Annotated in this window: 24 protein-coding genes and 1 pseudogene; 4 read left to right on the top strand and 21 right to left on the bottom strand. The window is 49.3% G+C overall.

What is annotated here, in order from left to right; all coding sequences use genetic code 11:
• Positions 1-43 precede the first annotated feature (43 nt).
• The 7 genes and pseudogenes from HPT30_RS10065 to HPT30_RS29910 form a co-directional block, all read right to left on the bottom strand.
• Positions 44-2,218 (bottom strand): LamG domain-containing protein, encoded by a 2,175-nt coding sequence (locus HPT30_RS10065; protein WP_175371266.1) that lies wholly within the window; start codon positions 2,216-2,218, stop codon positions 44-46.
• Between the two features lie 206 nt (positions 2,219-2,424).
• A complete protein-coding gene (locus tag HPT30_RS10060) occupies positions 2,425-3,780 on the bottom strand; it encodes a sulfatase family protein (protein ID WP_175371265.1) in 1,356 nt (451 codons plus the stop codon).
• Between the two features lie 26 nt (positions 3,781-3,806).
• Positions 3,807-4,673: a carbohydrate ABC transporter permease gene (locus HPT30_RS10055; RefSeq protein WP_175371264.1), complete on the bottom strand. Its 867-nt coding sequence runs from the start codon at positions 4,671-4,673 to the stop codon at positions 3,807-3,809.
• On the bottom strand, positions 4,670-5,560 hold the full coding sequence (locus HPT30_RS10050; protein ID WP_175371263.1) for a carbohydrate ABC transporter permease: 891 nt from the start codon (positions 5,558-5,560) through the stop codon (positions 4,670-4,672). Before HPT30_RS10050 ends, HPT30_RS10055 begins: the two co-directional genes overlap by 4 nt.
• 53 nt (positions 5,561-5,613) lie before the next feature.
• Positions 5,614-6,975: an ABC transporter substrate-binding protein gene (locus HPT30_RS10045; RefSeq protein WP_175371262.1), complete on the bottom strand. Its 1,362-nt coding sequence runs from the start codon at positions 6,973-6,975 to the stop codon at positions 5,614-5,616.
• 24 nt (positions 6,976-6,999) lie between these two features.
• On the bottom strand, positions 7,000-7,722 hold the full coding sequence (locus HPT30_RS10040; RefSeq protein ID WP_175371261.1) for a GntR family transcriptional regulator: 723 nt from the start codon (positions 7,720-7,722) through the stop codon (positions 7,000-7,002).
• Positions 7,723-7,945: 223 nt separating this feature from the next.
• Positions 7,946-8,110, bottom strand: a pseudogene (locus HPT30_RS29910) (helix-turn-helix transcriptional regulator); the annotation flags it as partial.
• 177 nt (positions 8,111-8,287) lie between these two features.
• Here HPT30_RS29910 and HPT30_RS10035 point away from each other — a divergent pair.
• Positions 8,288-9,193 carry a DMT family transporter gene (locus tag HPT30_RS10035; protein WP_175371260.1) on the top strand — a complete coding sequence of 302 codons (906 nt, stop codon included), beginning with the start codon at positions 8,288-8,290 and terminating at the stop codon, positions 9,191-9,193.
• Between the two features lie 247 nt (positions 9,194-9,440).
• On the opposite strand, the gene HPT30_RS10030 is transcribed toward HPT30_RS10035, so the two are convergent.
• From HPT30_RS10030 to lpdA, 5 genes are all read right to left on the bottom strand, one after another.
• Positions 9,441-9,773 carry an ArsR/SmtB family transcription factor gene (locus HPT30_RS10030; protein WP_175371259.1) on the bottom strand — a complete coding sequence of 111 codons (333 nt, stop codon included), beginning with the start codon at positions 9,771-9,773 and terminating at the stop codon, positions 9,441-9,443.
• A gap of 1 nt (position 9,774) precedes the next feature.
• On the bottom strand, positions 9,775-10,197 hold the full coding sequence (locus HPT30_RS10025; protein WP_175371258.1) for an SRPBCC family protein: 423 nt from the start codon (positions 10,195-10,197) through the stop codon (positions 9,775-9,777).
• A 78-nt stretch (positions 10,198-10,275) separates the two neighbouring features.
• Positions 10,276-11,415, bottom strand: coding sequence for an ABC transporter permease (locus HPT30_RS10020; RefSeq protein ID WP_175371257.1), 1,140 nt, complete (start codon positions 11,413-11,415; stop codon positions 10,276-10,278).
• Complete coding sequence (locus HPT30_RS10015) at positions 11,399-12,031, bottom strand: biotin/lipoyl-containing protein (protein WP_175371256.1); 633 nt, start codon at positions 12,029-12,031, stop codon at positions 11,399-11,401. Before HPT30_RS10015 ends, HPT30_RS10020 begins: the two co-directional genes overlap by 17 nt.
• Positions 12,032-12,061: 30 nt before the next feature.
• Entirely contained in the window at positions 12,062-13,447 is a 1,386-nt protein-coding gene (lpdA, locus tag HPT30_RS10010; RefSeq protein ID WP_175371255.1) for a dihydrolipoyl dehydrogenase, read from the bottom strand.
• Positions 13,448-13,643: 196 nt separating this feature from the next.
• Here lpdA and HPT30_RS10005 point away from each other — a divergent pair, with 196 nt between their 5' ends.
• Positions 13,644-14,210, top strand: coding sequence for a TetR/AcrR family transcriptional regulator (locus HPT30_RS10005; RefSeq protein WP_175371254.1), 567 nt, complete (start codon positions 13,644-13,646; stop codon positions 14,208-14,210).
• Positions 14,211-15,484: 1,274 nt separating this feature from the next.
• On the opposite strand, the gene HPT30_RS10000 is transcribed toward HPT30_RS10005, so the two are convergent.
• The gene (locus HPT30_RS10000; protein ID WP_175371253.1) at positions 15,485-15,808 is read right to left on the bottom strand and encodes a carboxymuconolactone decarboxylase family protein; all 324 of its coding nucleotides are present in this window, start codon (positions 15,806-15,808) and stop codon (positions 15,485-15,487) included.
• Positions 15,805-16,224 carry a tautomerase family protein gene (locus HPT30_RS09995; RefSeq protein WP_175371252.1) on the bottom strand — a complete coding sequence of 140 codons (420 nt, stop codon included), beginning with the start codon at positions 16,222-16,224 and terminating at the stop codon, positions 15,805-15,807. The genes HPT30_RS10000 and HPT30_RS09995 overlap by 4 nt, the downstream gene beginning before the upstream one ends.
• Before the next feature lie 111 nt (positions 16,225-16,335).
• Here HPT30_RS09995 and HPT30_RS09990 point away from each other — a divergent pair, with 111 nt between their 5' ends.
• Together HPT30_RS09990 and HPT30_RS09985 are read left to right on the top strand one after the other, a co-directional pair.
• The gene (locus HPT30_RS09990; RefSeq protein WP_175371251.1) at positions 16,336-17,208 is read left to right on the top strand and encodes a LysR family transcriptional regulator; all 873 of its coding nucleotides are present in this window, start codon (positions 16,336-16,338) and stop codon (positions 17,206-17,208) included.
• Between the two features lie 72 nt (positions 17,209-17,280).
• Positions 17,281-18,030 (top strand): WecB/TagA/CpsF family glycosyltransferase, encoded by a 750-nt coding sequence (locus HPT30_RS09985; RefSeq protein WP_175371250.1) that lies wholly within the window; start codon positions 17,281-17,283, stop codon positions 18,028-18,030.
• Between the two features lie 77 nt (positions 18,031-18,107).
• Here the strand turns inward: HPT30_RS09985 and HPT30_RS09980 are convergent, their stop codons facing one another.
• From HPT30_RS09980 to HPT30_RS09950, 7 genes are all read right to left on the bottom strand, one after another.
• On the bottom strand, positions 18,108-19,013 hold the full coding sequence (locus HPT30_RS09980; protein ID WP_175371249.1) for a DUF4261 domain-containing protein: 906 nt from the start codon (positions 19,011-19,013) through the stop codon (positions 18,108-18,110).
• Between the two features lie 21 nt (positions 19,014-19,034).
• The gene (locus HPT30_RS09975; RefSeq protein ID WP_175371248.1) at positions 19,035-19,922 is read right to left on the bottom strand and encodes a YwqG family protein; all 888 of its coding nucleotides are present in this window, start codon (positions 19,920-19,922) and stop codon (positions 19,035-19,037) included.
• A gap of 231 nt (positions 19,923-20,153) precedes the next feature.
• Positions 20,154-20,762, bottom strand: a complete 609-nt coding sequence (locus HPT30_RS09970; protein ID WP_175371247.1) for a dienelactone hydrolase family protein — start codon at positions 20,760-20,762, stop codon at positions 20,154-20,156.
• 77 nt (positions 20,763-20,839) lie between these two features.
• Positions 20,840-22,099 (bottom strand): tyrosine--tRNA ligase, encoded by a 1,260-nt coding sequence (gene tyrS / locus HPT30_RS09965; RefSeq protein WP_175371246.1) that lies wholly within the window; start codon positions 22,097-22,099, stop codon positions 20,840-20,842.
• A gap of 357 nt (positions 22,100-22,456) precedes the next feature.
• Positions 22,457-23,665, bottom strand: a complete 1,209-nt coding sequence (locus HPT30_RS09960) for an MFS transporter (protein ID WP_175371245.1) — start codon at positions 23,663-23,665, stop codon at positions 22,457-22,459.
• 42 nt (positions 23,666-23,707) lie between these two features.
• Positions 23,708-24,907, bottom strand: coding sequence for a M24 family metallopeptidase (locus HPT30_RS09955; protein ID WP_175371244.1), 1,200 nt, complete (start codon positions 24,905-24,907; stop codon positions 23,708-23,710).
• 114 nt (positions 24,908-25,021) lie between these two features.
• Positions 25,022-25,837 (bottom strand): ABC transporter permease, encoded by an 816-nt coding sequence (locus HPT30_RS09950; RefSeq protein ID WP_175371243.1) that lies wholly within the window; start codon positions 25,835-25,837, stop codon positions 25,022-25,024.

Raw genomic sequence — 25,837 nt, 5'->3', positions numbered from 1 at the left:
TGCAAAAGTTCCCTGGCCGTACTAACGGACAGGGAGCTTAAACTTAACTGTTGTATAGCCGGTACACTTGGGCGCTGTTCAGCGCAGTATTGTATAGCTGGAAATCATCTACGCTGCCGTTCCAATAATCGTTGGCATCGGTAGGCGATTTATGGGCCCCGATGCGGAACGGGGACGTTTGGGATTCGATGGTGCGTGTTGCCGATCCGACCGGTTGTCCATTCACATAAAGCGTGACGGCTCCGCCCCGATTTACAACCGCTACATGCGTCCATTCTCCTGTAGGAATCGTCTCAGATGAGAGCAAGGCGCTTCCGCCAAGAAAAGTACCGAGTTGGCCAGTCGAAGTTACTCGGTATAGTAATGTGCGCCCCAAAACGCCCTCCTGTTGAAAAATAACTTGGTTAACACCAGCCGCAGTATCCAGCTTGACCCATCCCGCAACGGTAAAATTGCCTGAGCCCGGATTCAGTACGGCCGGCACGCTCACGTAATCGCCGCTGCCGTTCAGCTTGAGCGAACCGCCGATTTTGCCGTTGTTGTTCCAGACCGGGTTGCCTATCAAACTGCCGTTATTCGTACCTGCTGCATCAGCGGCCGTGACGCCGCTTCCGTCATCGAGCTTGAAATGAGCAAGCGGACTAACGAATGCAGGTGCAAGGCCTGGCCCTTGATAAGCTCCGATACTCGGCGCTGTCGTAGAAGAAACAGCATTACCAAAATAATCTCGGCCTCCGTTTGCAGGGATCACAGCCCCTACATTCAGTGCCACCGAGCCGGCTCCCAGCTTGTAACCCGCCTGGTCGAGACTGCCGGGGCCGTTCAGCCAAGGGTCAGTTGTTACCGTATTAGTCGCCCATGCTGGAACCGGCACTCCGAAAAACGCGTTATTGTCGATAACGAAATTCAAATCGTCCAGCGTCCATGTAACCTGACCGCCACCCTCTTTATAAATGAGGTTGTTCCGGAACTGGATGGCCTGCCGCTGATTCGTCGTCTCTTGATAAATAACGGGCGCAAGGCCGGAACCTATATACATTGTATTATTGTAAATATGGCTTGAAACCACCTCGCCGCCGCAGCTTTGGAACATACGCGCCCGGTCGTTGACCGAAATATTGTATCGGATCACGAAGTTGACCGCCTTACTGTTTCCCTGGGCACAAATCAGAAAAAATCCGCCTTCGTTTCCATGGGAATAGTTGTATTGGAATGTGATATTGCTTGTGGAATGATCGATGTCATATGCCATACCATCCTTAGTCGTTTTGCCACCGGACGTGTCGTTGAATTGAAAGGTGACATTGTTTGCGTTCGCCGTCCACATACCTGCGTTCGGCGAGTCGGATCGCATATTGAAACCGGTTAAGATGTTGGATTCGACCAGCGCCCCGTCAACCGTCATTGGTGCGATTCCGTCCCCGCCGATATCCGAGAGCGTATTACCGCTAATGTAGAGGTCGGTCATCGGCTTCCACGACCCGTTGCACAAACTCCCCCAAAACTCCACCAGTCCCGGTCGTTGGCAATAATTAGACCAAACATAAATCCCTTGACGGTCTACGCTTGCAATCTGATTGTTCAACACTTGCACCTGATGAAAAGCGGTCGGCACCGCTGTGCCAAGCACCTCAATAACGATGCCGCCTGAAGCATTCGCGTATTTGCCTGTGCCGTGATAGTTGCCGCTGACCGTTGAAGGCATGTAGCCGCGGACATCGTGAATATATAAGTTTCGCAACGTAATGCCGTATAAGTCGCCTGCGTTTTCGCCAAGAACGTGTACCCCCCGTCTAGCCGTCTTGTTATCGCCGGAAGCTGTCAGTTCGAGATCGCTTAACTCTATATATTGCAAATTACGCAGCAAAATAGCGTCGGTCTGACCATTCGCGTTAATAACGGGTCTTGCCAAGCCCGGACCGTAGGCAGCAATCGTGACAGGTGCGGCGAAACTCCCGCTTCCTACCGGCGCAAAAGTGCCGGAGCAGATCGACCCGCGTTTGAACAGAACGGAATCACCGGGGGTAAGATGAACCGTATTAATTGCCGCCAAATTGTGAAATGGAGCGGCCTCGGTTCCCATGCCGGCTTTCTCAGCAGCACAATCCACATAATAGGAAATGCCGGCCGCGAAAACGGAGGGTACGCGCTCTATCCGGCCAAAGACGGGAATTAACAACGCTAATAGAACCAGTAATCGGACTAGTTGACGAATCATTTTGGAAAACAGCTCCTTCGTTCAGTGTAGGTTTAATCGCACTGCGGCACTCTTTGCAAGGCAAGCAAGGGAATTGTACCGCAGTTGCGGGCTTCACCGGCAGGTAGCGGAAGTCGCGCCCGTCACGGAAGGAGACCAGTACTGGAAATTAAGATCAAGCGATGTGAAAAGCGATCCGGCAAGAAGGAGAGCGGCCCTTTCCGTTGTCAGCTCCGCGCTTCCTGCAACGAAACATGACGCTGGCCTCCCGGCACGGCCGGCGCCGGCCGGATGATCGGCACGCTCTCCCCCGCGGCCGCCATGCGATGCTGCAGACGGGCTTGCAGGATATCCGCAGCCTCGCGATGAGAGTCCAGACCAATCAGGTTCGTTAGTTCATACGGATCAGCATCAAGGTCGTACAAATAAGCCTCGATATACTCCTCCGAGCCGGCCTGCGCGTTACCGTCCTTGCCCTCGGCGACGACACAATATTTCCATTTTCGCGTGCGGATCGCTCGAGCGATGCTGCTTTCGCTGATTTGCACGAACACCTCCTCCTGCCAAGGCTGAGAAGAGCCCGCACCGTTCAAGAGCGGCATTATCGAGTTCCCTTGCATCTGGGCAGGCACCTTAATTCCTGCGGCATCCAGCAGTGTAGGCGGCAGGTCGATCAGACTGACAAGCTGCCGCAGCTTGCGGCCTTCGCTAAATCCAGGGCCACTAAAAGCTGTAGGGACGCGAATCGAGCTGTCATGGCAAGAACGCTTGTATTCCTCGTTCCGCGTCTTGAAATGGTTGCCGTGATCGGAGGTAAACAATACAATTGTTTGCTCGTCCAGCTCCAAGCTTTTAAGAGCGTCGAGCACCCGGCCGAGCGCTTCGTCTAGCCGTTTAACCATGCCATAATAACCGCCGATATGCTGATGGACGGTGCCTCCTAGTGCCGCGAGATCGGGCGGAATCCAGCGGCCGCCATATTGCTCGCGGTAGCCAACTGGAGCAGGATAGTCGTCAATATGATTCTGATGATGAGGCTCCAAATACGATACAAACAGAAAGAATGGATTTTCCCGATGGTTGTCGATGTATCGAATTGCAGCATCGGTAAGCGCATCAACCCGGTATCCCGGCAGCCGTACCGGATTGCTGTCATTATCGTACATAACCGTTCGGTAGCTGTCCGACGAAAACTCGAGCACGTTCGAGGCAAGCCAATAATCATAGCCACCACGTTTGGCCGCAGGTACCGGCTCCTCGTCTGCCAGATGCCATTTCCCAATATAGCCGGTCTGATAGCCAGCCTGCCCGAAATATTGTCCGAGCGTCCCTAAATGCTCCGGCAATGGAATACCGTTTTTGTAGCAGCCGGATGTAGTGCCATAAACACCGGTTTGCAGGCTGGAGCGCGCTGGACCGCATACGGGCTGGCAAGTGAAGGAATGCTCCAAATGCGTACCGTATGCAGCCATTCGGTCGAAATTAGGCGTCAGCCCCAGTGGATTGCCATGGATGCCCGTGGTGTCCCAGCGCTGTTGATCGGTGAAAAAAATGAGGACATTCGGTTTGCTGACGGTTGTCATACTTCTTCTCCTCTCAAGCATTTTGCTTATTCTTTAACTCCTCCTGCGGTTAAACCTTCCACCATATACCGCTGCAAAAACAGAAACAAGACGAGCAGCGGGGCTGTAGCCGTGACAGCTGCTGCAGCCGCCCCCGACCAGTTGGTGCTTAATTCGCCAAGGAAGGTAAGGGATAGCCCCGGACTGAGAGTCCGCATATTGAGATCACGAACAAGCGTCATGCCAAACAGAAAATCGTCCCACGCTACGAGAAAACAATAGATTGTTACCGCCATGATCCCTGGCTTGGTCAACGGCAAAACGATATGGATAAGCGCCTTTAGGCGTGTCGCGCCGTCGACCTCCGCGGCCTCTTCCAACTCGCCGGCGATCCCGTCCATGAATGTTTTCATCATCATAATAGAGAAAGGTAGCGCTGTCGTTGTTGCGGCTAACATCAACGCAAGCAGGGTGTTGAGCAAATGAAGCTTGCTGTATAGCGTGTACAGTCCGATCAATAACGTCACGGCGGGGAACATTTGCGACGATAGAAAGAAGACGAGCAGTAGATGGCTGCCCCGGAAACGGAAGCGCGAGAGGCCGTATCCGGCGAGAATCGAAACGGCAATTGAAAGTGCTGTTGATCCGGCCGCGACAATCGCGGTGTTTTTGTAAAAAGTAAGAAAGTTCGCCGAGAGCAGGACACCCTTATAGCTTTGCATCGTCAGCTTGAACGGAACCCATTGGGGTGGAAACTGAAACAGATCGTCGTTCGTCTGCAGTGAGACCGATACCAACCAGTAAACCGGAAATAGAAACAACGAAAGAATAACCGCAAGCAGGACATAAACACCGATATTGCTGCGGTTCAGCAGATGACGTCGAACAGTGGGAAGCCGATATACCCCCTTCATGACATACTCCGATGCGCCACACGGTTAAGTGGAACAGCGATGAGTAGCAGCAACAGCATCCATATTACGCCGATTGCCGAGCCCTTACCTAGATCGTAGGCCTGGAACGCCGTTTCGTACGTGTAAATAGCCAATGATTGAGTCGCGTCCGCCGGTCCGCCTCCGGTAAGAGCATAAAATAACGTGAACATTTGAAAGTTGGCAACGACCATCAACAGCGTCACATTAGCAAGTACAGGTTTCAAAGCGGGAAGAGTAATATACAAAAATGTTTTTAATTTGCTTGCACCGTCAATTGTTGCAGCTTCATACCAGTCGCGCGGGACGCCCTGCAGCCCGGCAAGCGTCATTACGGCAGCCAGCGGCGTCTGGCGCCAAATCGCAACGCCCATGATGCCATACAACGCCAAGTTTAAATCATTCAGAACGTTCAGCTTCTTTTCCGTTAATCCGCTCTGGATAAGCAAGCCATTCAAAACTCCATAATCAGCCTGATAAATCAGTAGGAAGACAAGCGCTGCGACAAGCGTTGGGATCGCCCACGGGATGAGCAAAATGCTGCGGAAGAACGCCCGAAATCGGATACGGCTGTTCAGCAGCAAAGCGCTCACGAGTCCAAGAACAATCTCAATGCCGACAGTGCATGCAACATACCGAAGCGTAATGGAGAGCGCATGATAAAATTCTTGTCCCGACAACAACGCCTTATAATTGGCCAGACCAATAAAGGGCTGTTCAGCCGAAAGCAACGAAGCGCCCCGGAAGCTCGTCGAAATGGAACGAGCCAACGGGATTAGAATCGTCACAGACAACAGCAGGGTCGCGGGTGCGACAAGCAGCATGCCGAACGCCTGATTTTTAAGGGTGCGAGACCATTTGATTGACATAGACTGCCTCCCCCCTTAGCTTATAAGTGTTTGAAATAAAGGTTTGCCATTGCCTACTTCGCAGCATACAGTTCTTGAAGCTTCGGCAGTATCTTGGCGATAATAGCTGGAATATCCTCGGATGTTGTTGTCGCGAGCACAGTCAAGTTGGACGTTTCTTTCATAGCCTGTTCGAACGCAGGGTTGCCCGTCGGGAATGGGCTGGCCGTTTTCATCTGCTCATTGAATACCTTGGCGTAATCGTCCTCGTTCAGCTCGGGCAATGATGCAACTGAGGCGCGGGAGGACATGACTCCGTTAAGTTTGTGGTACAAAACCATGGCATCCTTAGATACCAGATACTTCACGAACTCAGCGGCTGCTTCGGCATGTTTGGTCGACGATGAGATAAGCAATTGATGCTCGGTGAAGACGGTCTCGGAACGTCCGGTCGCGCCGACAGGCACGGTTGTCACGCCCCACTCCTTATCGAAAACTTCCCCTTTGCCGCTAGTGGTTCGGAACGTGTTTCGGCCGAAGTCGCCGTTGACGAGCATGCCCAGCGAACCCGTCCCGAACATGGCGCGCAAATCCTTGATCTCGGCGCCGACCGGGGCAACATTCTTATTGGCGATGTCGCGCAGGTATTGCAGCGATTCTACGAGCGCCGAGCCTTGGTTGACGATCAGCTTGCCCTGATCGTCAACGAACTTACCGCCATGAGAGAGCGTTATACGGAGCAGCATTTGGCCGGTGTAAGCGCCGGTTTTATTTGCTTCGCCGATACCATAGATTGGGTTGCCTTTATCGTCTTGTTTAAGCGCTGCGACTGCCTCCGCATATTTCAGAAGCTCGTCCCACGTCTTTGGCGGCGCATTGGGGTCGAGACCCGCTTTGGCGAACAGCGTCTTGTTCCAGAACAGCGCATTAGGATGCGGCGCCCACGGCATAGCGATCACTTTGCCGTTAAAGGTGACTCCTGCTTTGCTCGAAGGCAAAATATCGTCGATGATGTCACCGCCAAGTATTGTTTCTAGCGGCTGTACGATGTTTGCATTGCCGAATGCCGGCGTAAAGCTCTGGTTTGCCATCAGCACATCCGGCGTATTGCCTCCGGTAGAGGCAATGAGTACCTGATCTTTGTATTCGTTGAACGGGATGCCGAGTGACTTGATCTTGATGTTCGGATGGGCGTTTTCAAAACCTTCTACTAACTGGTTGTAGGCATCCTTCGTCGCATCCTCCGTTGAAATCCAGTTAGCAAACGTTAGTTCGATATTTTCTTCCGATGAGGCTGGTTGTTGTTGATTATCTTTTGAAACGTTGCCTGCCTGATTGACCGGCTTTGCGCCGTTATTACTGCTGCCCGAGCAGGCCGTTACGATGGTTAGTATTGCGGTGACGAGAGATAAAGTTACTATTTTCCATAATTTCATGACATTCCATCTCCTTTGAATTTGTTAACGGCTGAGCAATATCTCATGGGTGTAGCGTTCTGGATTGCAATAAGACAAGGAATATTGCAAAGGCTGATCACGGTTGTTGAACAACAGCGTCTGTATGACTAGCAATGCGGTGCCTTCGGGAACTTCGAGCAGTCTGGCGATGCGGGCGTCGGCATTGACTGCTGAGTAGCCTTGCGAGCCTTTCTTGACATTCATTCCGCTCTGTTCCAGCAGATCGAAGACAGTTGAGCGCCCAAGCCGCTCTTCCGTTATGACCCCGGATAAATTGATGTTGAAATAGTTCTCATCCACTATCACATGACCGCTGGATACCGCAATTCGTCTAACCGTACGGATCATCTGCGTAGATGCCGGAATGCCGAGTGCCTGTGATACGGCGGCCGGCGCTTCGCAGTGTCCGAATTCCGCGATTTCAATGGTCGGGTATAATCCCTGGCTGCGAAGCTGCTCGACTAGTCCGACCAGCTTCGTCGTGACAGCGGCGGAAGTACGCTGTGCAACGAAAGTGCCTTTTCCATGTTTGCGTTCAAGCCATCCCTCCGCAACAAGTTCTCCAAGGGCCTGACGGATGGGCGTACGGCTCAATCCCAACAGTTTCTCCAGTTCCCGCTCGCTTGGAATCGCGATACCTGGCTGCCATTGGCCGCTTTCGATTTGTTGTTTGATATACGTTTTGAGCTGGTGATACAACGGTACCACCTCTTGCAACAGTTCCAAGAATATTCCCCCTTTTGGTCTCTCTCTCGATCAAGTGGTAATCTGGTAATTACCAGTAAGCGAAAAAGAGACAATTATTCGCAAAAACGAATAATTGTCTCCAGTGGACTGGTCAACAATGCAATACTTATAAATCAAACCCGATTAGTTGGAATTATACGGGGCAAGTGTGCGAGATGTCAATATATGTTTTTTGGCTGAAAACCAAAATCAGAACCGGCAAGATATCTCCTTTAATTGAAATGTGAAAGGACATTCGAGGATAGGCTTTTAGAGAAACGCCTTTATCGCGCGCAGATATCGGCATGATCCCATGAAGATTCTTAAACGCCCGTGCAAACGCTTCTGGAGAATCATATCCATATTTCATAGCTATATCAATAACCTTAAGGTATAAATGTGGACAAGGAAAAAAAGTATGTTTGTCTGGCGGTTGCGAGATCAATAGATCGCCTTCTCTGCTGGTGTATCGGTACAGATAGCCTTTTTATGCATTGAATCAAGGACCGCTCCGCTCTAAGATGATGAAGACAATCATCATATAGAAGAAGGTAGGGACTGAACGATGAAACGATTAAACTACATGCTGCTCTTAGGCATCGGCCTGATCTGGGGTTCCCAATTCTTCTTTGTGGACCTCGTTATTGGCAACATTACGCCGATTACACTGGCGGCCAGCAAAGCTGTGCTGGGCACCATTACCCTTACTGTACTGTATCTTTTCACAGGTAAAAAGGAGTCTACACCTCTGCCAACCGGCACCTGGAGGTCCTTTATCCTGATCGGCTTGTTTGAAGCCGTAGTTCCCTTCGTCCTGATTGGCTGGGGACAGCAATACATCAACAGCAGCACTGCTTCGATTTTGTTAGGTTCCATACCAATCTTCACCATTGTTTTTGTGAAAATCTTTGCACCCAGCGAGAAGGTATCCTGGCAAAAATGGCTGAGTGTACTGATCGGCTTCGCAGGCCTTTGCCTGCTGTTCGCTCCTGATCTGTCGTCGGCGTCTTTGGCTGGAAAAGGAAGCTTTATCGGTTATGCCGCACTGCTCGGTGCTGCAATCAGCTTCGCAGCATCCCTACTGCTGATCAAGCGCCTGCCGCCCATATCGTCGATTCTGGCGATGCGTAACGTTCTGCTCGTGGCATCGGTTGTCCTAGTGCCGCTGGCTTTTATCTTTGAAAACCCGCTGCAGTTAGACCTAAGCGGGCAGCAGGTTCTATATGTCATCATCCTTGGGGTCTTTCATGCCGGGCTAGTCTACATGCTGTACAACACACTAGTCAGACGAACTGGAGCAGCCTTCACATCGTTAACCAACTATCTGGTTCCGTTGTTCGGTATCTTGCTCGGCACGTTGATTCTGGGAGATCACTTGGCTTGGACCTCTATCGCTGCGCTTATTGTTATTCTAGCTTCTTTAGCGATAGGCGAACTATCCGGTTCGGCGAAAGCCAAGCAATCCAGCTGAGTTCTCAACATTTAGGGCTGTGGCAACAGATGCAACTGTTAGCGGTAGAAGTTGCCGATATCGTTAGGTGCAACTGTTAGCAACAGATATAGCCGATACTGATAGGTGTAACCGTTAGCAACAGATATAGCCGATACTGATAGGTGTAACCGTTAGTGCCAGATGTAGCCGATACTGATAGTTACAAACGTTAGCGACATGTACAACAAAAAACCGGGAAGCGTGTAATTACACGCCTCCCGGTTTTTTAATTGTCATCAGAGTCAGCCTCGACAAAGTCTTTAAGGGCCAGTAATTTATTGGACCAGTATTCTTCAAAAAAGGCCAGCCACTCCTGTAGCTCCGCCAAAGGCTCCGGCTGAAGTCTGTACCGGGTCTCCCGTCCGACCTTCTGGCTGCTGACAAGCTGTGCATCGGACAGAACCTGCAGATGCTTATTAACAGCCGTTCGACTGATCGGGTAGCAATCCGTAATAGATGCAATGGACATTTCCTTGTCGGCTAACAGCTTTAACAAACTGCGGCGGGTAGGATCTGCGATCGCTTGAAAGACATCATGACCTGATTCCGCAACAGGCATATTAACCCTCGAGGTAGGCAGGAAGCTTCTCCTGCACGATTTTCTCCCAACCGCTGTTCATGAAGCCACGGACGATTGGATGCGGTTGTCCAAATTCGGTCATCTTGTTCGGGTCCCATCCAGAATGAATCAGCGTAAATTCTGTCTTGCCGTCGACTTCTTTCAATTCAAAGGCCAGATGCCAATCCTTGCCCCAATTGAAACCCAGCCGGTACGGTGGATCAAGCTCCGTTACTTTACAAGGCGAATCGCCATATGGGCCGGCATGAAGGATGAACTCATGTCCGATTACAGGTTCAAATGTGCTTGGCATCCACCATGCGGCCATGCCTTCTGCCGTGGCAACAGCCTTCCATACTTTATCTATTGGGGCATTAAGAACAATAGTCTGACGAATTTCTGGCAATGATTCCTGCGTTGACATAACTGGCCTCCAGTATTCAATGTAACACCATTTGGGTTCACATCTGATTATAACACCTTTAGGTGTTATGTCAATTCACTATTGTTCCAGCGCAGTATTCGTCTTCCCGGCTTCCCGCAGCATCAGTAAACCAATGAACAAAGCCGCAGCACCAATAATAATCAACAGCGCCCCGATTTCCAGACTATAAGAGGTCAGGGAGCCCCCGCGGAACCCCATTCCGCGAATGAGACGGTTAAGCCAATTCATTGGCAAAGCCCAGGCGGAGATTTGAAAAGCTTTCGGGAACGCAAGCGGACTCAGCTGAATACCTGTTACCAAGAAGGAAGGGTACAGTACAATACTGGTCCGGGAACCGACCTTGGAAATATCTTTTGCAGAATACCCTAGAAGCATTCCCAGAATGGATAAGGCAAATGAATAGACCAATAACGGAATCAAGAATAGAAACGGTGAAGCCTCAAAACGCATACTGCCTAGCTGTTTAAGGAGCCCATAACTCAAAAATAAAGAAAGTGCACTTAGTACAGCGTAAGGAACACTACGGAGCCATAGCTGTGCCGGATTGCCGCCACCAGCGAACAGTCTCCCTTCCCTTCTTAACCGGGGTGCCACAGAACCCGCAGCAGTAGTAGTAATCATTAGGACGACGATATTCACAAAGCCCAGGACCATAAAGCTGACATAGCTTGTAGTCGGATTGTACAGCATTCGTTGTTGAAGGGCTAACGGAGACACCAGTCCCTTGGAAGCGTCGGCATCCATTCCACTTTGGCCCAGCCGGGTCAGGGAGATGGTCGTATTTTCCGTCTGGATAACCTCAGAAATCGCGGTTCGGATACCCGTTAATCCGGAAGGCATGGAGTTATCCATTAGTATTCCGATATTTGATGATTTCCCCTGCAGCTGGCGCAGCTCTAATTGGCTTGGCAGCATAATAACCGCTACTGCTTTTTCGTTCGCCAGCAAGGTGTCAGGATCCATTCGATTAGGAAAAACATTCGTGACCTTCATATATTGGGATGCATTTAATTTGTTAATCAGCGACCGGGAGTAGGCACTGTGATCCTCATCAATCACTACAACGGGCGACTTGTTAATCTGATTATGGGAGAACATTAAACCAAAGAACAGAGCCGCAATTAGCGGAGCTATGAAAATCATCCGGACATACTTGCTGCCCGCTACGAATTTCCACTCGTCAATTAGCGAGTTCATCAAGATCAACCTCCGCTGTCATGCCGGGAAGCAGTTCAGCCTTGGCATCCATAGATAATCTGACCAGGAACATGCTTAAATCAGCTTGCCCTTTCTCACGTGTCATCCGCAGGCTCGCGAATTGTGGCGCAGTCGCAATGGAAGCTACCACACCCTCAACCTCGGCAGGCTCATCCAAATTACGGAAATGAACAGTAACATTCTGATTTAGCTTAAGCTTTTGAATAACCTCTTCTTGGACATAAAGATCGGTGTAATACGTGTTCTTCTGCAAAAGTGCTACCGGCATTCCGGGCTGCAGCTTATCTCCTGGCTTGACTACCAGTCTGTTAAGCTGCCCATCTCCCGGCGACACGATATCTGCTTCCGCACCATCGGCTGTTTGCACCGTGAACAGACTTTGCCCCTGCTTTACGGAATCGCCTACGACCGCGTTGACCGCTACAATGGCTCCCGGACTTTTATCATAGAGGACTGTTGTCTGCTCCGCCTCCAGTATACCCTGTTTTCTGTGCTCTGCCTGAGTTACAGCATCATTGCCCTTGACAGTTAAAAGTATGCCGCCTGCGATCAATATAACCGCCAAACCAATAGATAAACCTGCTTTCAATTTCATTATTCTGACTCCCCTTTGATCTGATCGTTTCTATGCGTGAATCTTAACTTTCCTGGCAGCACTTTCGGCAGCCTCCATAATCACTTCCCCCAAGGTAGGATGGGGATGAATCGTCATGGCTAGATCCAGGGCAGTAGCCCCCATCTCAATCGCCAATCCCAGTTCTGAAATAAGGGTGGAGGCCTCTACACCAACGATTTGCGCACCCACTACAACCCCCGATTCCGCATCGGCAATGATTTTCACAAATCCATCCACAGCCTTCAGAGCCAAAGCTCTGCCATTAATAGAAAATGATGATTTGCCGATGACCACGGATATCCCTTTCGCCCGGGCTTCCGTCTCACTCAAGCCAACACTTGTTAACTCTGGTTCGGAAAAGACGACCAGCGGCAAAGCTTTGTAATCGACTATAGAGGCTGTATGTCCTGCAATGGCCTCGGCGGCAATTTTTGCTTCATAGGAAGCCTTATGTGCAAGCGCGGGACCGGCTGTAATATCACCAATCGCAAAAATATTGTGGATGGACGTCCGGCATTGTGCGTCAACCTCGATCAGACCTCTATTCGTGACCTGCAAGCCAATGCGGTCCAGTCCCAGATTTCCGTCTGTATTCGGCTTTCTGCCAACAGTAATCAGCACGTATTCTACGGTCAACTGATGCTGCTCCTGATCTTTGGAATAATGGAGTGTGATGGTGTTCTCACCCTGGTCAGCTTTAGCAGCGATCGCCCCGGTGATGATCTGGATACCGTCTGCCCTCAGCTGTTTGATCACTGGCGCCGCAAGCTCCGCCTCGAATCCTGGCAGCACTTGCCCTCCACCTTCGAGAATCGTAACTTTAGTTCCAAACTTGGCAAACATTTGACCGAGCTCTACGCCGATGTATCCCCCGCCAATGATGGCCAGGCTCTGCGGAATTTCAGAGAGTGACAATGCCCCGGTCGAGGAGAGGATACGTCCGCCGAACGGCAGTGATGGCAGCTCAATCGGACGGGAGCCGGTTGCCAGAATGGCATTTTTAAAAGAAACAACCTGTTCTTGCCCATCCTTAGTAATGCGCGCAGTGTGCTCATCCAGCAGGCTCGCTTCGCCTTCCAGTACAGTGACACCGGCAGATTTCATCAAGTAACCTACGCCACCCGACTGCTTGTTCACAACCGCCTGTTTGAATGCCTGGGCACCTGCAAAGGAAGCTGCGGCATCCACGGTTGCCCATTCTCTGAATGCACTAAAACGATGTGACTCCGCAATCAATGCTTTGGAGGGAATGCAGCCGACATGGGTGCAGACACCACCGAGACGATCACGTTCGACAACCGCCGTCTTCAATCCGAGCTGGGCAGAACGCTGGGCTGCCACATATCCCCCTGGACCGGATCCAATAACTAATGTATCAACTTCAACCTGACTCATGTTTGTAACCCCCAATCCTTTATTTTTAAAATATTATGATCGTAATATATTATTATCATCATATTTTAGAATCGTCAATAGCCCAGTTTATTGTTATTTCATAAAAGGTAGGCCTGTTAAGACAATTTGACACCTTTTATTATGATGATTATAATATTTTAAGAATTCATTTATATTTAACAACGGAGTGATGGCCATGCCTTATCCCGAAGGACATAAGTTAAAGGTTCGCGGCAAAATCATCGAAAGTGCAGCCCAGGCTTTTCGCACCCATGGCATCCGTGAGATCAGTGTTCCCTTCATTATGAAAGGGGCCGGACTAACCCATGGAGGGTTCTACTCACACTTTGAAAATAAAGAACAATTGGTGGCCGAAGTCTGCCGGTATGCCATCAGTGATACGATTGCGCTTTTGCAAAAAGCTGCCGATGAGGAAACGCAAAACCCTAAAATTCATGCGGTTATTCATTATTATCTAAGCCAGCATCACCGCGACCGGACAGAGATGGGCTGTATTCTGCCCGCTCTTTCCAGCGAAATATCCCGCGCCTCGGAAGAGGTCCGGCACATCTTCACCCAGGAGCTGGCGCGAATGATTGACTTTATCTCCAATATTGCAGAGGTAGACAAGTCCGTCGGCAGTGCGCTGCTCAGTACCATGGTTGGCACGGTTGTACTGGCTCGTTCCGTCAACGATGCCGAATTGAGTGACAGCCTGCTTGCAGCAGGTAAACAGCAGGCTAAAGCGCTGCTTGCGGCGTAAGTGGTAGGCTTGATACAGGGGGAAGTGCTGATTGCTGCGTTTGCGGTTGGCTTGATGCTGGGGAAGTGCTGATTGCTGCGTTTACGGTTGGCTTGATGCTGGGGAAGTGCTAGTTGCTGCGTTAGCGGTTGGCTTGATGCAGGGGGAAGTGCTGGTTGCTGCGTTAGCGGTTGGCTTGATACAGGGGGAAAGTGTTGATTGTAGCACTAGCGGTTGGCTTGATGCAGGAGGAAGTGCTAGTTGCTACTTTTGCGGCAGGCTTGTAGTTGGCCTACCCGGCTACTCGGAGCTTAATCTGCAAACTTACTGCTGGGGATAGTGCTGATTGCTGCGTTTAGCGCGCCAAATTTGTACGAAAATCTAACTATGTAACGGTCTCTCAAGCATAAGGCGCCCTAAAGCGCCCTGGGGGACCGTTCAATTGAGAGGCATAACCTCGTTGATTTGAATGTGTTGGTGTAAAGTAAGAATTAAGAGCAAAAATGTACGTTAATTCCTCGTATATTTCGTTCAAATGCTAATTAAGGGCAAAAATGTATGTTAATTCTGCTACATGGCTTGAAAAGAGGTTATATCTGAGAAAGTAGAGTACAATATTGCACTTAATTCCCTGATAATGCTGTTTTGAGTAAAATTAAGGTACAAAATCGCTCTTATTTCGATACCCCAACTGCCAGCGTTCGGCATATATTTAGGTAGAGCTGTTTAGATAGGGCTGTTTGCTTAGAGTTGCTAAGTTAGTGTTGCTTAGTTAGTGTTTTTTGGTTAGTGTTGCTTAGTTAGTGTTGCTTAGTTAGTGTTGCTTAGTTAGTGTTGCTTAGTTAGTGTTGCTTAGTTAGTGTTTTTTGGTTAGTGTTGCTTGGTTAGATTTGTTTGTTTAAAAGTATTTAGTCATCAACTATCCAGCACCAACTACGGCCTCCCCCTTTCTTCTTTCTTCTTTCTTCCTTCTTACTTCTTCCTTCCTCCTTCTTCTTCAGCCGTCTGCCATTCTCCCCCCCACCTACTACAACCACCTTCAAAATAGAGCTCATACTCTAGAGCACCTCTCAGCTACTCCCCACCGCTTGTCTCATTCCACATTCCATGCCACGCATCACTCAAACAGCTATCTACTCCCCATTACTAGCTAGCCACCAAGAGCCATCAGTTATCAACTACCAGCTATCTACCACCAAATGAAATCTTTCCACCCAGCCACCAGTTTCCTTCCAACATCTCACAAAAAGAGAAGAGGATGTCCCAAAGCCCCTGGCTTTGAGACACCCTCTACTTCATTCCCCAAACACTTCCTTCGCAATCTGTAGCGCCGTAGCGGCCCGCGGCCATCCTGCATAAAAGGCAAGATGGGTTATCGCTTCGACTAGCTCGCCTTCTGTGAGACCATTCTCCCGGGCTAGCCGGAGATGATAAGGCAACTGCTCCGATTGTCCTCCGGCAATCAAGGCAGCGACGGTAATCAGACTGCGCTCACGAAGTGCCAGCTCTGTTCTTCTCCATACATCCCCGAAGAGGACATCTTCGGAATATTGGACAAAAGCAGGGGCGATCTCGCCAAAAGAGTCCCGCGCAGTCGATTTTATAAGGGGATGCTTCATGCCAAGCCACCCTCCTTCCGATTCTCCTGGGTTTGGATCATCTGTGCAATACCGTTGCCAAACGTCCAATCCTCGAACTCCGTTTCAACTAAGATTGCAAAGACATCATCTTGTCTAATATTCACTTTGCTCGCCAAATTTTCAGCCAAGCTTTTATAAAAACCCGTCTTCTGCGCAGTGCTTCTGCCCGACTTCAAAGTAACCTGAATATACAACAGCCGATCACTCCGCTCGACATTCAGATAATTCCGGTTGTAGTAAAATTCATAAGGCTTATGGGCATGAAATACTTGAAAAAAGTCATCTTCCGGCACATTAAAATGTTCCACCAGACCTTCCATGATCACTTCGCTGATCAAAGGCAATTCCTCAGGCTTGTACTGCCCTTCCTGGTAGCTTACTCGAATAAATGGCATGTGCATTTTCGCTCCTTTTGTGGGGTGTCTCCATTGTACAACTTCTATCTCCATCTATATAATTGAATAAACTGATATTCTTGTTTTAAAATATAGATGGAGGCGCCAACCATGGATCTAAGAGAACTCACTGCGTTTCACACTATTATTCAAGAGGGAACCTTTGCCAAAGCGGCGGCAAAATTGAACTACGCACAATCCACCATTACGAATCAGATTCAGCGGTTGGAGAAAGAACTCGGTATCCAGCTCTTTAAACGAGGATGGGAAGCGGAGTTAACGGAGGCCGGAGTCATGTTCGCTTCAGAGGTCGATAAGCTGATCCAGCACTGGAATTATGCTGCGGAGCAAGCCAGAGCCTTGCAACAAGATGAAATTGGAACCTTAACCATCGGTGGGCTGGAATCCTTAGCTAGTCATGTGCTACCTGGCGTACTACGCCAATTCAGGGAGCGTAAGCCCCGGATTGCGTGCAACATCATCATCGGGAATACCGATTTCCTGTCACAGGCACTGCTGCACAAGGAACTGGATTTCGCCTTTTGCGGCGAGCCAGCAGACTTATCCTCTTTTCACTTTGAACCGCTGTATGAAGAAAAAATGTCCTTTATTGTTCCTGCCAACCACCCTTTAGCCAAAAAAGCGGATCTATCCTTCGCAGATCTGCTGGACTATCCCCTTATAGCTGGTGGACACACCTGCTTATATTTTTTACGATTTTCCAGAGAGTTATCCCGTTTCGACAAAGCACCATTCCTAAATACCGTGGGCCAAATCTCTGCCATTCCAGGTTTCGTGCGGGAGTTGGACGTTGTTGGTGTGGTTCTGGAGTCAACGCGTTTACCTGAGGGGGTCGTTAAAATAGGGATCGAAATGAATGATTCTGCGATTCCGGTTGGTCTACTTCAGCTTCGAAAAGAGGAGTATCTTCCAGCTTCGAGATCGCTAATGATGGATTTGATAAGGGAGAAGGTACGACGGTAAATAGCAAAGATACAGTCTCAAAAGCTCTAATATGTTACAATCTTTCTATACTCTTCAATGGAAGGTGATTATATGGAAGGCACAGTGAATATATTAGGTGTCCCTTTCTCCAAACTAACTCTTGATGAAACTACACAACAACTAGCTAGACATATCCAAAAGGAACAGCCCCATCTGTATCATCTAATCACAGCCAACCCGGAAATTACAATAACCCATCAAACAGATACTGCACTTCAAACCATCGTAAGAGAGGCTGATTTAATTACTCCGGATGGGATTGGCATTGTGATTGCGTCCAAAAGAAAAGGGCAGCCTATTTCTGAAAGAGTAACCGGTTATGATCTGCTGCTTCGGCTCTTGGAACAAGGAAATGCATTGGGTTGGAGCTTCTTTTTTCTGGGGACGGACGAGGAGACAAACCGTAAAGCTGTTGAAGCAATCAACAGGCGTTACCCAAATGTTAAAATTGCAGGGCGGCATAATGGCTTTTTCAACAGTGAAGAAGAAGCTGGCATCCTTGAGAACATACAGCACACCAAGCCGGATATACTTATTATTGCGATGGGGGCACCTTACTCCGACAAATGGATCTATAAGCATAAGCAAGAACTCAATCAAGTTAAGGTGGTTTTTGGCGTTGGGGGAAGTCTGGACGTCATTGCCGGAAAAGTAAACCCTACCCCGAGAGTCTGGAAGACTCTCAATCTGGAGTGGCTACATAGATTACTGACTGTCCCCGTTGTAAAAGGTCAAAAATCACGCTGGCGCAGACAATCCGCCCTCCCAAAATTTGTGTACCGGGCCATCATCAAGGGCTAATACCCCCTTTCCCAACAGCGCAAAAAGAGGGGTCTCCCCCTCTATTCCATATATCTTATGTTTAATCCTCTTGCCTACTACTCCGCATGCCCCTGTCTTCCAGCGTAATAAGGCTCTCCCGGATCAATGTCCAGCACGACCCGATGCGGCGCGGCCAGTGCGTACTGGTGCTCACAGCGCCAGCGCATCTCTTCGGTGAAACCAATCGTCTCCCCATCGTCAATAATGTCTCCCTGATCGAACAGATAATAAGCGATATCCGTTAACTGTCCAGCTACTTCACCTGGCTCGAGATCGTAGAAATGACACTGCACATCAGGTATTCCGAGCGCGGCAAGTCCCAGCGAATCCATCAGACCTTCCCGCCGTCCGCTTCCGGTGCCCTCCACATTGTAGAAACGTATATTCATCGCCCCATACAGAATCGCACCCTGTTCCACCGCAGCTAGATAGGCCCCGGGTTCCACCAGCTTATCGCTCTCCCGAAAATAGATAGCCTCGCAAGGTGCCGTTTCCAGGATAGCCCTGAGCGTCCCAGTTAAAAGCTGCAATCTGGCCTTTGGCTCCAATCCGGAGCTCATCAAGTCTGTCAGCATCAACGAGTAGTGGCAGCCCTCCAGCGCCTGCGCTGCCTCCGGCCAATGCCAAGCTTGCTGAATAGCTGTCGCATATTGATCAGCCGAACGGTGGTCCACTTCCATCAGACTGGTCTGAGCGGGAATCGCCCCATCTGTATATTGAACCTGATAATTCAAATGGAAAAAGTGTAGCATTTCCTTCTCTTCAGCTTCATTAGCCTCCCATACGGCAAGCTTGGGATCTTTGTTGTCCCCGGTTGCCGACTGTTCGACTTGACCCGTGTAGGCTTCCATTTTCGCATACAGCAAATCTCTGTCCAGCTTCGGCTTCTTGCTGTATTTCAGTTCAATGCCGTAAACTCTTGCGAAGCCAAAGTCCTTTTGCTCATCTATAACATCAGTCATAATTCAATTGTCCTCCTGCTGTTAACTAGAATAAAGCGAACAATATGTACGCTCAAAATTCCCTGCCAATAAATCCTCCTTGCGGATAAAAAAGTGCAGTAACCCGGCATCCCACCAGCAGAAGCCCACATCGTTATCCGATTCCAGTTCAAGTAACATAAGTGTATCCTGAATTTCTTGCATAGCTGCTGCCTCATCTCCGCCAAAATGATCAGTGATCTGGGCCAGCGCATCTTTTTTACTATAGTTGTATTCCTCACCGGTCAGCAGCATCAACGCCGCTTCATATTCCGCATCATCATGCTGGCCAATCGGATAACCGAACATCCGCACTACTTCGCTGCTCTGACGGTCGCTGAGCGCATAACTAAAATCCTCATACTCCTCATAATCCACCGTCTCGTTCTCAACTTGGTCGCTATCGACATAAGCGTAATTCGGTGCTTCAAGCGAGGCTTTGATTTCAAGCTGATAGCCGTTGAACTCTTCTTCCAGCACCGTCGTTTCGGGAGCTACACGCCGCTCTGCACCAGCAAGCTGATCTTCCCGCACAAAAAGCACACGATGCTCAATATTGTACGCCGGCTCATCCAAGCCTACGAAAAAATAAAGCATCCCTTCTCCCGGGAGCAATGACGACTCGTCATATCGGGCGCATTCTTTGAGGTTTAGTTGTGTTAAAAAGGTCATCGGCACTCCATCTGTCGTTAAAGGCCACTCTATATGAGGTGAGAGATCCGGGTCTCCCCCGATTCTGGACATGCCTGGCGTGGTATAGTCTTCAGCAACAGCCTTAGTGCAGCTAATGGTTTGTCTCGTATTTTGCAACAAATAGGGCGCGGCATGTGTCAAATGATGTTCCAATATCAAGCTTTCCAGCCGTTTGCGATTAGCTTCATTCAGGTTCAAAGTAGTCCTCCTCAGGTCATAGGCATAAATCTATTCTATCTGATCCTGGGAGTGCCTTCTATAATGCTATGTGCCCAGGTACCTTGGAGCTATACAGGGAGAGCACTACTATTTTCACAAAGTTACAATTCGATGCCTCCCATTAGTAAGCCTACTCTATAGCAGGTCCTGCCAGCATCTTTATCTGAAGCGTATTCGGCTTGATTGTACTCAAAAAAACACCTCAGAGTCTTAACTCTGAAGCGCCTTTATAAATTCAATCATTTCATTATTAGCTTTGAGCGCTGACTCCTGGCAATAATGGCTCGAACCAGGATCGCTGAATCCATGTTTAGGGCCTAAAACTTCAACACGCACGTTATTTTTCTTACGCAATGCCGAACTTAGTTCTTCAACATTAAATGATTGTTCCTCTTTAGGGAAAAATAACAAGACCGGGCATGTAGGATCAATATCCGTGTAATCTCTAATCCGTGAACCGTAGTAGCCTATGACTCCATCACATAAGCCTTCTTCTTCCGTGCACAACCACGCGGTAGTTGCTCCCACGCTGAAGCCGAGTACTAACACTGCCTGATATTGTTCTCTGATTTGGCCAATTAGGCTTTTAATCTGCGGAAAGGCCTTTTTAAAACCTACGTTGTGAACAAAATGCCCATAAGCTAATTTTTCTTCATCATAACGAAAAGACCGTTCTACATTCAGCAAATCGGGGCAGTATACATCGACCAGCAGCTGTTCAAATAGCGCTTGGCAGGTGTTGGTCATATGCTCATTTATCCCATAAATCTCATGAACAACAACAACAGCTGTGTCAGAATTATTCAGATAGGTTAGCATTACACTCTCCTTATATAACAATTGCTGGCACATCGAGATTCGAAATCTTGACGTACCAGCAATCGGGATACAAGCTACTAAGACAATTTCACCAGGCTGTAGTTCTTCTTACCCTTACGGATGATGATAAAACGGCCGCCGATCGCCTGATCTGCCGTTACTTCGAACGCTACATCGGTTACGCGCTCGCCATTCAGCGAGATCGCACCCTTCGTAATGTCTTCGCGCGCTTGACGTTTGGACGGCTCAATACCGAGATCCACAAGCCAATCGACAATGTTCTTCGACTCTTGTGTCGCTTCAAATGTCGGCATTTCTTTGAAGCCCTGCTCGATCTCATCGGCCGTTAGTGATTTAATGTCCCCGCTGAACAACGCCGCTGTAATGCGTTTTGCTTGCTCCAGCAATTCTTCGCTATGAACGAATCTCGTCATTTCCTCAGCCAATGCTTTTTGTGCTTCACGTTTATGCGGCTCGGTCTGTACCTTTTCAGCCAGTTCGTCAATCTGCTCTTTAGAGAGGAAGGTGAAGTATTTCAGGTATTTCACGACATCGCGGTCGTCAGTGTTTGCCCAGAATTGGTAGAATTCGAAAGGCGTTGTTTTATTCGGATCAAGCCAGATCGCTCCACCGGCTGATTTACCGAATTTGGTGCCATCTGATTTCAGCATCAGCGGAATCGTAAGACCGAACGCTTTAGATTCAGAGCCTTCTTTTCTACGGATCAGATCCAGACCGCTTGTAATATTCCCCCACTGGTCGGAACCGCCGATTTGCAGCTGCACATCCTCATTCTGGAACAGGTGCAGGTAATCTAGTGATTGCAGAATCTGGTAAGAGAACTCTGTAAAAGAGATCCCGCTCTCCAGACGGCTCGCCACAACATCCTTCGCCAGCATCGAGTTGATGCTGAAGTTTTTACCATAATCACGCAGGAATTCAATAACATTGATCTTATGGGTCCAATCGTAGTTGTTCACCATACGCATCTGATTGTCGCCTTCGGTGATGAACAGCTTCTTCAATTGAGCCGCCAGTGCATTCACATTGTCCTGGATTTGCTCCAGCGTCTGCAGGGAACGCTCGCTTTGCCGGCCGCTTGGATCACCAATCGTTCCTGTAGCTCCGCCAATCAGAATCACCGGACGGTGTCCAGCTAGCTGAAAACGTTTGAGCACCATGAACGGAATCAAGTGACCAATATGCATACTGTCACCCGTTGGGTCTACCCCACAGTACAGCGAGACTGCTTTTTGATTCGTCAGTTCCCGCAGTCCCTCGGCATCCGTCTGTTGATTGATGGCGTCGCGCCATTCCAATTCGTCAATAATATTCAAATCATTCCACTCCTCAGTCATAGTTATCTAGTATCCAAACATGATTCCACGAAAAAAAAAAAATCGCCCCTTGTCTATTGTAGACATAGGGACGATTCAATAACCGTGTTACCACCCAGCTTGCAGCGATGGATACCTGTGCTAACGCACACCAATGCTGCCACTCTTAGCGAAGTATCGATCGCCATTCCGCTCGGCATTACCCGAGATACTCCAGAGTGTAATTCGACAGGCTTAGTGTATACCGGGTTCCATCACCCCCGGCTTTCTGTGACAGGGACTAAGCTGCTACTGGGCTCTTTCAACGTATATCGTATATTAGAATACAGACAGTATATGTGAATTCTGACATCGATGTCAACCACTTAGAGTAGAAATGCTGTTGTCCCCAGCTCCCAGCCGTTTAAGAACGCCACATAACAGAACTCCGATAACGACATACACTGCGATCAAGCCAATAATACCAGACCAGCCGAATTCATGATACAGCAGACCGCCGCCTGTACCGCTCAGACTGGAGCCTACATAGTAGAAGAACAGATACAATGAATTGGCTTGCGATTTATGTTCCTTGGACACCAGTCCGACCCAACTGCTGGCAATCGAATGGCCACCAAAGAAACCGAACACGAACAACGTAATCCCAAGTATTTTAAATACTAAGCTTCCACAGCCGGTAAGTAATGCACCGCTCAAAAAAATACCCAAGGCTGCCAGCATGATCGGAATCCGTCCATATCGGTCGGCCATTCTGCCCATCCAGGTCGAGCTAATCGAACCCATGATATATACGACAAAAATACTACCTACCAAAGACTGACTTAGATTATAAGGTGCCCCTAGCAGCTCAAACCCGATATAGTTGAACAACGTCACAAATCCGCCCATGAACAAAAATCCCAAACCGTACAGACATAACAGCCTCACGTTAACGAGCTGCGTCCAGAGCAGCGGCACCAGTTTGCTTAGCTCTAACTTACGCTTCACAAAGTTCCGGGATGCCGGAATGGTCAGCCAAAACACGATTGAAGCCAGTATACTGAGACTTCCCAGCACTGTTGTCGCCACGCGCCAATTGAACCAGTCAGTTAACAGCCCGCTTATAATCCTCCCAGCCATGCCACCAATCGCATTTCCGCTTATGTATAAGCCCATGGCATAGCCGAGACTATTCTTATCCATCTCCTCCGACAAATAGGTCATCGCAATAGCAGGCAAGCCTGCAAGCACAATACCCTGTACGATACGTAACAGCAAAAGCATGTTGAAGCTGGTACTAAAAGAGAAGGCCACCGTAATTACTGAAGCTGCCGCCAGCGACGCGGTCATGATCGTTTTTCTTCCCCATGCATCCGACAGTGCACCGACGAACAGCATCGTAAGCGCCATAGCAATTGTCGTAACCGACATCGCCAGGCTCGCCAGAGTAGGCGTAATGTTGAAATCCAAGGTTAACTCAGGGATTATAGGCTGGAGACAATAAAGAAGTGCGAATGTACTGAAACCGCCAGCGAACAACGCTAGACTGCTGTGTTTAAATTCTCTTGTTCCTTGCTGTATTCCCATTACATCTATCCTTCGTTGATTAATTCATGCTTTGTGCCTTTACTACTGTTGATACAGCCTACGCTCCATGTGAGTAATAAATTCGAAACCATCCTCTGTCACAACAACGGTATCCTCAATCTGGAATCCACCCGCACCCAGCTCATAATATGGCACCTCTACGCAAAGGACCATTCCCTTCTCAAGCACACTATGATCGCCTGGCGATAACGTTATACCATCGTAGAGTTCCAAACCAATCGCATGGCCTACATGCTGACGGCGGTAATGCGGAATCCCTTCCTTTTGCACAGTAGTCAGCGCCGCTTCGAACACCTCGGAGGCTTTGACACCAGGTCTGATCATGTCGAGTGCCCGTTCCCAGCCGGTCTTAACGTAATGAAAATGGTTCCGTTGCCACTCCGTCGGCTCACCCAATACGGCCGTACGTCCGGTATCGGCCCAATACCCGCCTAGTTGCAGACAAAGATCGAAGCGGACGAGATCTCCCGGTGCAATGGTGTGAAAATAATTTTCGATTAGCGGCAAGGCGCTGCGTGGACCGGCACCCACAGCGGTCATTGCCGGAACGGCTTTACCCTTCACAGCGGCAAGACGATAATGCTGTGCTATATCCGCTTCATGAACGCCTGCGGCGATCATCGCAATCAGCTCGCTTTCTGCCTGCTCGTTCAGCGCCGCAGCTTTTTTCAACAGGGCAATCTCGGCCTCTGTCTTCACCCCGCGGATTTGCCGGAACAGAGCATACGCCGGGAACGCTCCACCACTCGGTAGCAGTTCAGTCAGCTTGCTATAAATATCCGGAGCCATCCGCATCTCATCGACGCCAACTGGTTGTCCTTTAATGCCCAGCTGTGTTAGAGCCGCCTCCAACGCTGCAAAAGGAGTCGCATAGGATGGAGTTGTCTGCAGCAGGTCATAGAAGAGATCAATATCAGGCGTTGAAGGCTTACCTGCAATGGACCCTTCCACAAAGAAATCGCTGTAGACGTAGAGGTCCGCACCTGAAATGCCCATCTGGGCAATCACGCCAAGCCGGTTTGTCGGGATAATAATGCAAGGACGCTGCTCTGGATTTTTTGGCATGACCGCATAAATCTGCATCGTCCAATTGGTCGCGCGAAGCTGTGAGCCAATCGTATAAGCTACATTCTCCGGTGTGGTTGCAATGAGAGCAGCCAAGCCGTGACGCTCCATATAGGCCGCTGCCCGGCTGCGGTTGGCAATGACGACATCACTCAAGGGAACAACCTCCTATTTTTAAAAATATAAGAATTTATATGTTTTACGCTATAAATCATCCTTATATTTCTCGCTGAAACGGATGTCGTCCCTTAGAGGACGGCAAAGCCGTTTCTACTTTTTGCCCAGCATTTTCTCCATGGCCGGCGCTGATTTCAGCGCGACCTTGATGCCAAAGAAGAGCAGCAGAGCAAATACAATCATCATGACAGACACAACGGCGATGGTAGGGTCCTGCCATTTTTCCATATAAATAAACAGCTGAATCGGCAAGGTATAACTACCCTGACGTAAAATGAGCAACGCGGTTTCCACCTGATCGAAAGTAAAGACAAACGAAATCGCACCGGCCATGAGCAAGCTGATCTTCAACTGCGGCAAGGTAACGGTGAAGAAAACTCTTAGCGGCTTGGCGCCAAGATCGGCAGCGGCCTCACGATCCGCAGGCTTCAGGTTCGCCAGCGCACTGCCGACGATAGAAATCACAAAAGGAAACACTGTGACCGCTTCGCCTAAGATCAGTGCGAATAAGCCGCCTGCGATATGCATTTTGGAGAACAGAATCAAATAGGCAACGCCCAGTGTAATCTTCGGAACGACCATCGGCGACATGAAGAAGGCCTTCAGAACGCCGCTGCCCGGGAAGGGATAATACAGAATCGCCATGGCCGCCAAAGTCCCCCCAACCAAAGCAAGCAGGGTTGCACCGCTGGAGGCAATCAGACTGTTAACAAACGCCTGACCGAACTGCTTCTGTGACGCCAAATGACTGTACCATTCGGTAGAGAAGCCTTTGGGCGGAAACACACTGGAAGTGCCGGCACCAAAGGAGGTCAGGATAATTATCAGCAACGGTAGCGTCAGAAACAGACAGATCAAGATCGCTGCAACGTACAGTACCCATTTGAAGCTAACATTCTTTGTACGCAT

Origin of the sequence: Paenibacillus agri (assembly GCF_013359945.1) — a bacterium.
Lineage (GTDB): Bacteria > Bacillota > Bacilli > Paenibacillales > Paenibacillaceae > Paenibacillus_AQ > Paenibacillus_AQ agri.
The sequence above is the reverse complement of the archived record's forward strand: the minus strand, read 5'-3'. Positions and strand labels throughout refer to the sequence as shown.